This is a genomic window from Staphylococcus agnetis, assembly GCF_002901865.1.
Taxonomy (GTDB): Bacteria; Bacillota; Bacilli; order Staphylococcales; family Staphylococcaceae; genus Staphylococcus; species Staphylococcus agnetis.
Map to the genome: position 1 here is coordinate 1 of NZ_PPQF01000035.1, position 12,045 is coordinate 12,045.

The 12,045-nt window shown below is 33.7% G+C and carries 11 protein-coding genes and 1 pseudogene; 10 read left to right on the plus strand and 2 right to left on the minus strand.

The features are described 5' to 3' along the window. The 5 genes and pseudogenes from CD172_RS12960 to CD172_RS06300 all read left to right on the plus strand — a co-directional run. Nucleotides 1-92, plus strand: a pseudogene (locus CD172_RS12960) (phosphoenolpyruvate synthase regulatory protein); the annotation flags it as partial. A gap of 66 nt (nucleotides 93-158) precedes the next feature. Next, nucleotides 159-1,943 (plus strand): DNA primase, encoded by a 1,785-nt coding sequence (dnaG, locus tag CD172_RS06285; protein WP_103345807.1) that lies wholly within the window; start codon nucleotides 159-161, stop codon nucleotides 1,941-1,943. Between the two features lie 17 nt (nucleotides 1,944-1,960). After that, nucleotides 1,961-3,070, plus strand: coding sequence for an RNA polymerase sigma factor RpoD (gene rpoD, locus CD172_RS06290; RefSeq protein WP_037565382.1), 1,110 nt, complete (start codon nucleotides 1,961-1,963; stop codon nucleotides 3,068-3,070). 126 nt (nucleotides 3,071-3,196) lie between these two features. Next, the gene (locus CD172_RS06295) at nucleotides 3,197-3,880 is read left to right on the plus strand and encodes a tRNA (adenine(22)-N(1))-methyltransferase (RefSeq protein WP_060551139.1); all 684 of its coding nucleotides are present in this window, start codon (nucleotides 3,197-3,199) and stop codon (nucleotides 3,878-3,880) included. Continuing rightward, entirely contained in the window at nucleotides 3,870-4,970 is a 1,101-nt protein-coding gene (locus CD172_RS06300; RefSeq protein ID WP_103345811.1) for a Nif3-like dinuclear metal center hexameric protein, read from the plus strand. The genes CD172_RS06295 and CD172_RS06300 overlap by 11 nt, the downstream gene beginning before the upstream one ends. A 33-nt stretch (nucleotides 4,971-5,003) precedes the next feature. On the opposite strand, the gene CD172_RS06305 is transcribed toward CD172_RS06300, so the two are convergent. Further along, a complete protein-coding gene (locus CD172_RS06305) occupies nucleotides 5,004-5,972 on the minus strand; it encodes a 4-hydroxy-3-methylbut-2-enyl diphosphate reductase (RefSeq protein WP_103345808.1) in 969 nt (322 codons plus the stop codon). A 185-nt stretch (nucleotides 5,973-6,157) separates the two neighbouring features. Between CD172_RS06305 and CD172_RS06310 the strand changes: the two genes are divergently transcribed. The 5 genes from CD172_RS06310 (at nucleotide 6,158) to CD172_RS06330 (ending at nucleotide 10,687) form a co-directional block, all read left to right on the plus strand. Beyond that, on the plus strand, nucleotides 6,158-7,498 hold the full coding sequence (locus CD172_RS06310) for a DEAD/DEAH box helicase (RefSeq protein WP_103345809.1): 1,341 nt from the start codon (nucleotides 6,158-6,160) through the stop codon (nucleotides 7,496-7,498). A 13-nt stretch (nucleotides 7,499-7,511) separates the two neighbouring features. Then, the gene (locus CD172_RS06315) at nucleotides 7,512-8,405 is read left to right on the plus strand and encodes a deoxyribonuclease IV (RefSeq protein ID WP_060551136.1); all 894 of its coding nucleotides are present in this window, start codon (nucleotides 7,512-7,514) and stop codon (nucleotides 8,403-8,405) included. Between the two features lie 254 nt (nucleotides 8,406-8,659). Continuing rightward, nucleotides 8,660-9,430 carry a metal ABC transporter ATP-binding protein gene (locus CD172_RS06320; RefSeq protein WP_037565374.1) on the plus strand — a complete coding sequence of 257 codons (771 nt, stop codon included), beginning with the start codon at nucleotides 8,660-8,662 and terminating at the stop codon, nucleotides 9,428-9,430. After that, entirely contained in the window at nucleotides 9,427-10,314 is an 888-nt protein-coding gene (locus CD172_RS06325) for a metal ABC transporter permease (RefSeq protein ID WP_060551135.1), read from the plus strand. Before CD172_RS06320 ends, CD172_RS06325 begins: the two co-directional genes overlap by 4 nt. Further along, the gene (locus tag CD172_RS06330; protein WP_037565370.1) at nucleotides 10,277-10,687 is read left to right on the plus strand and encodes a Fur family transcriptional regulator; all 411 of its coding nucleotides are present in this window, start codon (nucleotides 10,277-10,279) and stop codon (nucleotides 10,685-10,687) included. Before CD172_RS06325 ends, CD172_RS06330 begins: the two co-directional genes overlap by 38 nt. A 41-nt stretch (nucleotides 10,688-10,728) precedes the next feature. Here the strand turns inward: CD172_RS06330 and ispG are convergent, their stop codons facing one another. Then, a complete protein-coding gene (gene ispG / locus CD172_RS06335) occupies nucleotides 10,729-11,835 on the minus strand; it encodes a flavodoxin-dependent (E)-4-hydroxy-3-methylbut-2-enyl-diphosphate synthase (RefSeq protein WP_103345810.1) in 1,107 nt (368 codons plus the stop codon). Between the last annotated feature and the right edge of the window lie 210 nt (nucleotides 11,836-12,045).

Here is a 12,045-nt window from a genome sequence, read left to right on the forward strand (position 1 = left end):
GCCCTGTATTAGATGTATCCAATAAAGCTATTGAAGAAACTGCTAATAATATTATACAAATTATTGAGCATAATAATTTCTTTTCAAATTGAAAGTAAGTATAATATTAAAACTCACTCATTTTCATAGGAATCTAGCAATCAATAAAGGTGATAAATTTGAGAATACCACAATCAACCATTGATCAGATTAAAGAAAATACAGATATATTAGACGTCGTTAGTGAGTACGTTAAACTAGAAAAAAGAGGACGCAATTATATAGGTTTGTGTCCTTTTCATGATGAGAAGACCCCTTCGTTTACAGTGTCTGAAGACAAACAAATTTGTCATTGCTTCGGTTGTAAAAAAGGTGGTAACATTTTTCAATTTATTCAAGAAATTGAAAATGTTTCATTTACTGAAGCGGTTAAACATTTAGGTGACCGCATTAACATTCAAGTTGACATTTATTCAAATGATACATCTCATCAAATTGCTTCTAACGACTTACAAATGATTCAAATGCATGAGACATTACTTGAATATTATCATTATATTTTAACGAAAACGGTTGAAGGCGAAGTAGCTTTAAAATATTTATATGATCGTGGTTTTACTGATCAAATGATTAATGAAAGAAAAATTGGATTATCACCTGACTCCTCGCATTTCGCGACTGATTTTTTTGAGAAAAAAGGATTTGATTTACATTTAGGTTATGAAGCGGGAATTTTATCACGAAATGAAAATGATTTCACCTATTATGATAGGTTTAGAGATCGAATCATGTTTCCACTAGCCAATGCACAAGGGCGCATTGTAGGTTATTCCGGGCGAACTTATCAAAATCAGGAGCCTAAATATTTAAATAGTCCAGAATCTCCAATATTTCAGAAACGAAAATTACTTTATAATTTAGATCGTGCACGTAAACATATTCGCTCACATGATGAAACAATTATACTCGAAGGTTTTATGGATGTGATTAAAGCCGATGAGGCAGGACTGAATCATGTTGTTGCAAGTATGGGGACACAAATATCTGAAGACCATATTCACTTTTTAAGAAAATTATGTAATCATGTTACATTATTATTTGACGGTGATTTTGCTGGTATACAAGCTGCATTAAAAACGGGGCAAACATTGTTGGAACAAAATATCAACTGCTTTGTAGTTCAATTACCTCAAAATATGGACCCAGATGAATACATTGAAAAATATGGTAAAGAAAAATTTTTAGAGTTCGTCAATACTGAGAAAAAATCATTTGTAATCTTTAAATTAATGCAACATCAAGACCAAATCGAAAATAATGATTTAGCTTATGAAAAATTTTACAAAACGTTTATAAATGATGTTTCTAAAATAAACTCAAATATTATACGAAAAAAAGTGTTACAAGATGCATCAAGTTTGTTTAAAGTTTCACCAGATAGTCTAAATAATGAAGTAGAAAAGCGTTATCCCAATAACGACTCTCAGAACACCATGCATCATACACCTCAGAAACAATCTGTTCGTTTAAATAAACATGCTGTTGCAGAGAGAGCAATTTTAAAACATTTCATTAATGATAAAGATGTTTTTTTAAGTTTTCATAAAAATATTGATGAATCCGACTTTACAAATGAGTATTTTAAACGTATATTTAATATTTTACGAGACTTTTATTCTAAACATGAACAATTTGATATCAGTGAATGTATTACCTATACGCATCAGCATGAAATTAAAGAAGCGTTGATATATTTAGTAGATTATCCGCTTAACCGAGAACCGTATGAGAACGAAATAGATGATTATATTAGAGTAATGACTGAAAATAGAAATTCAGATTCACTTGAAACACTTCATGAAAAACTACGTGAAGCTACACGTAATAAAGATGTCGCATCTCAAAAGTATTATTTAGAAATGATAGTGAATAAAAATAGAAATCGATTAAAGCGTCAAGATTAATATCGGGAGGCCTTTGTATGTCAGATAACCAGGTAAAAGTAATTAAAAAAGAGACTATCGATCCTACTCTAACACTAGAGGATGTTAAAAAACAGTTAATTGAAAAAGGGAAAAAAGAAGGTCACCTAAGCCATGAAGAAGTAGCAGACAAATTACAAAACTTCGACATGGATTCAGATCAAATGGACGAATTTTTTGACATGATTAATGATAATGATATTCAGTTAGTCAATGAAAAAGATAGTTCTGATACCGATGATAAATTAAATCCAAGCGATCTAAGTGCACCTCCAGGCGTTAAAATTAACGATCCAGTTCGCATGTATTTAAAAGAAATTGGCCGTGTAGACTTATTAAGTGCTCAAGAAGAAATTGAACTTGCGAAACGGATAGAACAAGGTGATGAAGTCGCTAAGGCAAGATTGGCAGAAGCTAACTTAAGACTTGTTGTCAGCATTGCTAAACGTTATGTAGGACGTGGCATGCTCTTTTTAGACCTCATTCAAGAAGGAAACATGGGCCTTATTAAAGCTGTTGAAAAATTTGACTTTAGCAAAGGTTTTAAATTTTCAACCTATGCGACATGGTGGATTAGACAGGCTATTACACGTGCGATTGCTGACCAAGCACGTACAATTCGTATTCCAGTACACATGGTTGAAACGATTAACAAATTAATTCGTGTTCAACGTCAATTATTACAAGACTTAGGTCGTGACCCAGCACCAGAAGAAATTGGTGAGGAAATGGATTTACCACCTGAAAAAGTACGTGAAATTCTTAAAATCGCTCAAGAACCTGTTTCTCTTGAAACACCTATTGGTGAAGAAGACGACAGTCATTTAGGAGATTTTATTGAAGACCAAGAAGCGCAAAGTCCGTCAGACCATGCGGCATATGAGTTATTAAAAGAGCAGTTAGAAGATGTATTAGATACTTTAACAGATCGTGAAGAGAATGTATTACGTTTACGATTTGGTCTTGATGATGGACGTACACGTACACTTGAAGAAGTCGGAAAAGTTTTTGGTGTTACACGAGAACGTATTCGTCAAATCGAAGCGAAAGCGTTACGTAAATTGAGACACCCAAGTCGCAGTAAACGACTTAAAGATTTTATGGATTAATACTGTCGTTTATAATTGAAACGTCACTTATACTTATCTAAAAGGGAGCAATCAGTCGTATCACTATGGTTAAACATATGATTACCTGTTTGTACTCCCTTATTTTTATAGAAGGGAAATATCATCATGATTCCAATTAATCGTCGACTATTAAAAGTAAGTGAATTTATTATAGGTGAAAAAATAGCTGATATTGGCTCTGATCATGCCTATTTACCAATTTATGCAATCCAACAAGGGATTATACAAACTGCGATTGCTGGAGAAGTAATCAAAGGGCCTTTTAATGCAGCCAAAAAAAGTGTGGCAACATATGGTTTAACGTCAAGAATTGACGTAAGATTAGGTGATGGTTTAACCATATTGAATGATACAGATGATGTTGATACAGTCACGATATGTGGTATGGGTGGGCCATTAATAACACGTATTTTAGAAAATGGATTTCATCATATTCCTAATTTTCCGCGGTTAGTTCTTCAATCTAACATTCAATCCGAACCGATTAGACGATTTTTACAAAATAAGGGTTATCAAATTATAACAGAAACATTAGTAAAAGAACGTGCGCATATATATGAAATTATCGTTGCTGAAAAAGGACAAATGAATTTATCGTCATTAGATTTTAAATTCGGACCTTTTTTACATCCTATTAAAGGAGATTTGTTTGAAGAGAAGTGGCAAAGAGAATTAGATGCGCTTGAGGATATAAAAAAACAATTAGATCCAAATAAGCATGTACAACGATATCAAGACATTACACACCAAGAAAATGTAATCAAAGAGGTGTTAAATGATGAATATTAAAACGTTACTGCATACACTTAATCAACACGTACCCTTCGACTCTGCTGAATCATGGGATAATGTCGGCTTACTCATAGGAAATACAGAAGATCATATAGAAGGAATCTTAACAACGTTAGATTGCACCATTGATGTCGTAAATGAGGCGATTGAAAAACAGTGTAATACCATTATTGCGCATCATCCACTTATATTTAAAGGGGTAAAATCTATCATAGCCAATCAAGGTTATGGTTCCATTTTATACGCATTAATTCAAAATAATATCAACTTAATCGCATTGCATACAAATCTAGATGTTCACCCACGTGGTGTTAACGCTATGTTAGCTGAGCGCATTGGGTTGAATGCGTCTGAATTTTTAAATGTTAACATGAAATCCTATTATAAAGTACAAGTGTTTATACCTCAAACATCTGCTGACGCATTTAAAAATGCATTGAGCGATGCAGGTATTGCTAAAGAAGGTAATTATGAATATGCTTTTTTTAATGCGATGGGAACGGGTCAATTTAAACCAGTAGGAGATGCAAATCCTACTATAGGTGCATTGAATCAAATTGAAAATGTAGAAGAGTTAAAAGTTGAATTTATGATTGACCAACATCAACGTGACTTAACAGAAAAACTCATTATAAAATATCATCCTTATGAAACGCCAGTTTATGATTTCATTCCTTTAGAAAAAAGTTTACAACAAGGGTTAGGTTTGATTGGACAGCTGCATCAATCCTACACAGTTTCTGATTTCATCAATCATTTAAAAACCGTTTTAAATATGCCAAGCATTCGTTTTATTGGAGACAATGACACTTTGATTAAAACTGTCGCAATAGTGGGTGGCTCTGGCATCGGTTTAGAAACGTTAGCTCAGAAAAAAGGTGCCGACGTTTTCATAACTGGTGATATTAAGCATCATGAAGCGCTAGATGCTAAAATTGAAGGCATCAATTTAATCGATATCAATCATTATAGTGAATATGTCATGAAAGAGGGTCTAGTAACACTTTTATCAGATTGGCTTAAACCAAATGAATCGTTAAATATTTTAGCATCCTCAATAAATACTGACCCTTATACGTATTACTAAAAACAAAAAACACGACAAAATTGTCGTGTTTTTTTATTCCATAATTTTAACTGGCTTAGCTTTTTTAATTTTTGGTAGTATTTTATCCACTGGCACATGAGATTGAATCTGATGCGTTTCAGGATTTAATGGATCATAATCTTTCAAAAAGTTTATAACTTCTTTAACAATCGGAGTAGGAGTGGAGGCACCTGCAGTAACTGCAACGGTTTCAACACCTTCTAACCATTCTAATTTGAGCTGTGATACGTCCGCAATTCGATATGAATTAGTGTGAGCAATATCTTTAGAAACTTGTGCAAGTCTATTAGAATTATTACTCTTAGGATCACCAACCACAATTAATAAGTCAGCAGCACCAGCTTGATCCGCGACGGCTTCTTGACGTACTTGTGTAGCTTGGCAAATTTCCTTATGTTGTTCAATATGAGGGTATTTTTCTTGTAAATCTTCCATCAAATGCAAGACATCCCATTGAGACATTGTTGTTTGATTTGTTACAATGAGACGTTTATCTTTCAGCATTTCAGGTAATGCATCAACATCTTTTTTTGTTTCTACTAAATGTACTACGTCTGGTGCAACACCAACAGCGCCTTCAGGTTCTGGATGACCTTTTTTTCCAATGTAAATAATATGGTACCCCTCAGCTTTTTTAGTTCTAATGAGGGCATGTGTATTTTCAACATCTGGACATGTCGCATCGATACAAGTTAACCCTTTTTCTTTTGCGCGACGTTTGACTTCAGGTGATACGCCATGCGCTGTAAATATTACCGTTCCAGAATCAATTTGGTTTAAAATTTCTAGACGGTTTGGGCCATCTAACGTAATGATGCCATCCGATTCAAATGCATCTGTTACATGTTTATTATGCACAATCATCCCTAAAATATATATGGGACGCGGTAAGTTTGGATCCAAAGAGGCATTACGTGCGATAACCATCGCATCTACTACACCGTAACAATACCCCCTGGGTGTTATTTTAATAATTTCCATAATATACACGTACCCTCCTTCAACTTCATATTATAACAACTTCAATAGGCAATTTAAACTATTCAAGCATGGGTCAAAGGTAGGAAATTATACCGTGTCATTCTTATTTTGAATTTTGATGAGTAGTTTTCATTTAAGGTAAATTCCTTTATAATATAGGGACGATAGAATAAGGAGGGCCATTCATGCCTAAGCACCCATTTGGTCATTTTAGTTTTGACCCAAGTTTAATTGAAGCAATAGATGAATTAAACTTTAAACAACCGACAGACGTTCAACAACGTGTCATTCCTAGATTATTAAAACGCGTCAATCTTATAGGGCAATCACAAACTGGAACAGGAAAGTCACACTCATTTTTACTACCCATTTTCCAATTATTAGATAATGATATAAACGAACCACAAGCTATCATTGTAGCGCCTACGAGAGAATTGGCTACACAACTCTATCATGCTGCACTTCAATTAGCTAATCATAAAAAAGGAATTAAAGTGAGTTTATTTATAGGTGGAACAGATTTTGAAAAAGATAAGCAAAAAACAACTCAACAACCTCAGCTCGTTATCGGTACACCTACGAGAATTAATGACTTAGCTAAAGCCAATGCGCTGCATGTTCATTTAGCGCAACAACTTATCGTTGATGAAGCAGACTTAATGATAGATTTAGGTCTAATTCAAGAAGTTGATCAAATAGCGTCTCGTTTAGATAAATCGGCTAAAATGGCAGTGTTTAGTGCTACAATACCGAAATCTTTACATCCATTTTTAAATAAATATTTACAAAACCCAGAATTTGTTGAAGTAAAAACTGAACAAAAGAATAAGAAGAATATAACATTTTACTTAATACCTACACGCGGTACTGAAAAGTTAGAAAAGACGATTGAACTCATAGATACGATTAATCCATATTTAGGTATTATATTCTGTAACAGTCGAGAAAATGCTGATGATTTAGCAGAAAAACTAAATCAAAAAGGGATTCAAGTAGGGATGATTCATGGTGGCTTATCTCCTCGTGAACGTAAACAACAAATGAAACGAATTCGAAATTTAGACTTCCAGTATGTCATTGCGAGTGATTTAGCATCTCGTGGAATTGACATAGAAGGTGTTAGTCATGTAATCAATTATGATGTGCCTTTAGATATAGATTTCTTTACGCATCGCGTTGGTCGTACAGGTAGAGGAAATTATAAAGGGATTGCGATCACACTTTATAAACCAGACGAAGAATATCTAATTCATCAAATTGAACAAAAAGGCTATCAATTTGAAAATGTTGATATTAAAAATGGTGAATTAAAGCCTATCAAAGCACATAACACGCGTCGTCTAAGACAAAAACAAGAAGATCACATTACACAACAAGTGAAAAATAAAGTGAAACGTAATAATAAGAAAAAAGTTAAACCAGGCTATAAAAAGAAATTCAAACAAGAAGTCGAAAATTTAAAACGTCAAGAAAAAAGACAACATAGTAGACGTAAAAAACGTCTTGATCGTAAAAATAAAAAATAAAGGTTGGATTTGAATGTTAATAGGTTCACACGTTTCTATGAGTGGTAAAAAAATGTTACAAGCATCTGCCGAAGAGGCGCACAAATACGGCGCGTCCACTTTTATGATTTATACTGGTGCGCCACAAAATACGCGTCGTAAAGCGATAGAAGATTTAAATATCGAAGCTGGACAAAAGGCAATGCAAGCGTATGGCCTTTCTAATATTGTAGTTCACGCGCCATATATTATTAATATTGCAAATACAAGTAAGCCTGAGGTATTTGAATTAGGTGTTAATTTCTTACAAAATGAGATAGAACGTACAGAAGCAATTGGTGCTAAAGATATCGTTTTGCATCCAGGTAGTCATGTGGGCGCAGGTGCCGAAGTAGGTATTAAGCGTATTATTGAAGGACTCAATGAAGTTTTAACAAATAAGAATGACGTTCGCATTGCACTTGAAACCATGGCTGGTAAAGGTTCTGAAGTTGGACGTACATTTGAAGAAATTGCACAAATTATTGATGGAGTCACACATAACGAAAGATTATCTGTATGTCTTGATACTTGTCATATTCATGATGCCGGATACGATGTGGTCAATGACTTTGATGGCGTACTCAATGAATTTGATAAAATCATCGGGGTAGATCGTATTAAAGTTGTTCACGTTAATGACAGTAAAAATCCACGAGAAGCACATAAAGACAGACATGAAAATATAGGTTTTGGTCACATTGGTTTTGATGCACTTAATTATGTGGTACATCATAAACAATTTGAACACATTCCAAAGATTTTGGAAACACCGTATGTTGGTGATGATAAGAAAAACAAAAAACCACCTTATAAATTTGAAATCGAGGCACTCAAAGCCAGTAAGTTTGACCCTGAAATGAAAAATAAAATTATGGCGCAAAATTAAACATTTCAATTTTTGTGACTGTAACAATACGTCATCAGTTAGACTATTAACCTATTTAATATCAACACAGTGTTTTATATTTCACTAAATTTATACTATAAAACTGACACTTTTAACACTTAACTCTCAAAACGATACTAATCGATTTTGAGAGTTTTATATTTAGGGGTTAATGAATCGCCATATCATTTTCGTAAACATTACTATTTACATCACTTTCATAAATATGTATTATATTAAGTTGAGGTGAGAGAATGGAGCAACCTGTATTTGAACTTAAAAATATAGACTTTTATTTTGATAATAAAAAAGTACTTGAAAATATCAATATAAAAATCAATAAAGGTGAATTTTTAGCCATTGTTGGGCCAAATGGCGCCGGTAAATCAACCTTATTGAAATTAATATTAGGATTACTCCCAATCCAACAGGGAGACATATTTATAGATGGTGCATCATATCACAAAAAATTAACGACAGACAAAATTAGTTATGTTTCTCAGAAAGCTTCCTCAGTCACTGCTGGTTTTCCAGCTACGGTTAAGGAAGTTATTTTAAGTGGATTAACGCGTAAAAAACGCCTATTTAGATGGTTCAACAGAGAAGACCATCATAAAGTTGATCGTGTTCTAGAGCGATTGAACATCACAGCTTTAAAAGATAAAAATGTGTCTGAACTTTCAGGTGGTCAGCAGCAACGTGTCCTCATCGCACGCGCTTTAGTTTCAGATCCCTCCGTTCTTATTTTAGATGAACCAACAAATGGTATAGATGCTAAACATGTTGGTGAATTTTACGAAACATTAGACCATCTTAAACATGAAGGTGTCACTATAATTTTGGTAACTCATGATATAGGCGTTGTTGCTGATACAGCGACTGAGGTAGCTTGTTTAAATAAGCACCTTCATTTTCATGGTTCTACAAATGAGTTTAAATCACTAGATGAAGTAGAAATCTCTAAAATATATGGCCATCCAATTAAATTTGTTGATCATCAACATGATAGGGCGTGTTGTAAATGATAGATGCAATTTTAAACTTTGATTTTATACGTTATAGCTTTATCAGCGGGATTTTGATTGGATTAATTGCACCGTTAATAGGGACTTTTATTGTCGTGCGACGTTTGTCTCTCATTGCTGATGCATTAAGTCATGTCACGCTAAGTGGTATTTCATTCGGTATGTTTATGATTAGTGCATCTGCTACGTTTTCTTTTGTGAACCCTATTTGGACAGGGATTATATTCTCAATTGTTGGTGCGCTTTTAATAGAAAAACTTAGAACTTCTTATTCAAATTACCAAGAAATTGCAATTCCTATTTTAATGAGTTCAGGAATCGGTTTGAGTGCGATTTTTATCTCGTTAGCTGATGGATTTAATCAAGAATTAGTTGGATTATTATTTGGTTCTATTAGTGCTGTAGCATATAGTGACTTAGTTACCATCGTTATCATAGCAATTCTCGTTGTTGCATTTATCTTATTGTTCTATAAAGAATTATTTATTTTATCTTTCGATACAGAATATAGTAAAGTCATTGGTATCCCCAAGTGGATTTCGTTTTTATTTATTGTCATTGTAGCATTAGTTATTTCCGCTTCAATGCGCGTCATTGGTATTCTACTCGTCAGTGCTTTAATTACATTACCAGTTGCCATTGCGATGCGATGGACGAAGGGGTTCAAACAATTTATAGGTTTAAGTATTTTAATAGGAGAATTTTCTGTTATTACTGGTTTAGTTACCGCCTTTTATTTAGATATTTCTCCTGGTGGTGTAATCGTTGTAATATTAATCATTTTACTTGGTTTGACATTTGCTGCACAAAAGTTAACAAAAGGGAAGGGTAAAGGAGTGAGTCTGAGTGAAAACGCAAGAAGCAATAAGAATGTTGAAGGATAACGGACATAAATATACGGATAAGCGCAAAGATATCATTAACATTTTCATTGAAGAGAATAAATATATCAATGCAAAATATGTGCAACAACTCATGAATGAAAATTACCCAGGGATATCCTTCGATACCATTTATCGAAATTTACATCTCTTTAAAACGTTAGGCATTATTGAAAGTACTGAATTAGATGGTGAAATGAAATTCCGCATTGCTTGTACTTCTCATCACCATCATCATTTTATTTGTACTTCATGTGGAGACACAAAAGTCATAGATTATTGCCCAATGACAGAAATCAAAAAAGCATTACCTCAAGTTGATATTGAAAAACATAAACTTGAAGTGTATGGAATATGTGAAAACTGTAAATCATAAAATTAACGCTACCGACAACCCGGTAGCGTTAATTTTATATATTATGATGTTGTAGTTTCTTCTTTTTTATTTTTTTCCCATTCTGCTGCTAATTTATCGATTTCTATTTTAAGTTCATCGACCATAGATTCTTCAGGTACTTTTCTTACAGTTTTACCTTTCATAAATAGTAGCCCTTCGCCTCGTGCACCTGCAATGCCTATATCCGCTTCACGCGCTTCACCAGGACCATTAACAGCACAACCAAGCACAGCTACCTTTAAAGGCACTTTTAATTTTTCAATATAATCTTCAACTTCATTTGCGATTGAAATTAAATCAATTTCAATACGTCCACATGTTGGACAAGCAATTAATGTTGCTGCGTTACTTGCTAGGCCAAATGCTTTTAAAAGTGATTTAGCAACTTTTACTTCCTCAACCGGATCCGCTGATAATGATATACGACATGTATTACCAATACCTAATGCCAAAATCGCACCAAGTCCAGCTGAAGATTTGACCGTACCATTAAACAAAGTACCACTTTCTGTAATGCCTAAATGTAATGGGTAATCAAATGCCTTTGCCGCTTTTGTATATGCTTCAATAGCAAGATTAACATCACTAGCTTTCATTGAAACAATAATATCATGAAAGTCTAAATCTTCAAGAATTTTAATATGATGTAATGCACTTTCAACCATGCCATCAGCTGTCGGGTAACCATATTTCTTTAAAATATGTTTTTCAAGTGAACCCGCATTAACACCAATACGAATTGGAATGCCTTTAGCTTTACAAGCTTCTACAACAGCCTCAACTTTTTCACGACGACCTATATTACCAGGATTGATACGTATCTTGTCTGCACCATTTTCGATAGCTATGAGTGCTAGTTTATAATTAAAATGTATGTCAACGACGAGAGGGATGTTAATTTGAGCTTTAATATCTTTAATCGCATGCGCGTCTTCTTCATTAGGACAAGCAACACGAACAATTTGGCATCCAGCTTCTTCTAAGCGTTTTATCTCAGCTACTGTCGCCTCAACATCATATGTTTTAGTTGTTGTCATACTTTGAATCACAACTTCATCAGATCCACCAATCGTCAAATTACCCACTTTTACAGGTCGTGTATTTTTACGATGTGTAATTTCAGACATGAATAGAAACTCCTTTAAACTCTAAATTTAATTGAAAACGCACGTAACATCATGTTTTTCAATGCTAAACTTATTATACAATACCATCTCTTACATATTCAAAACAATCACACCAATTTTGATTATAATAACAAAAAAACAGTCTTAAGTACTAATTTGTAACTAATATCACATAGCGCAAATGTTAAATGCTGTCTCTTATACACATCT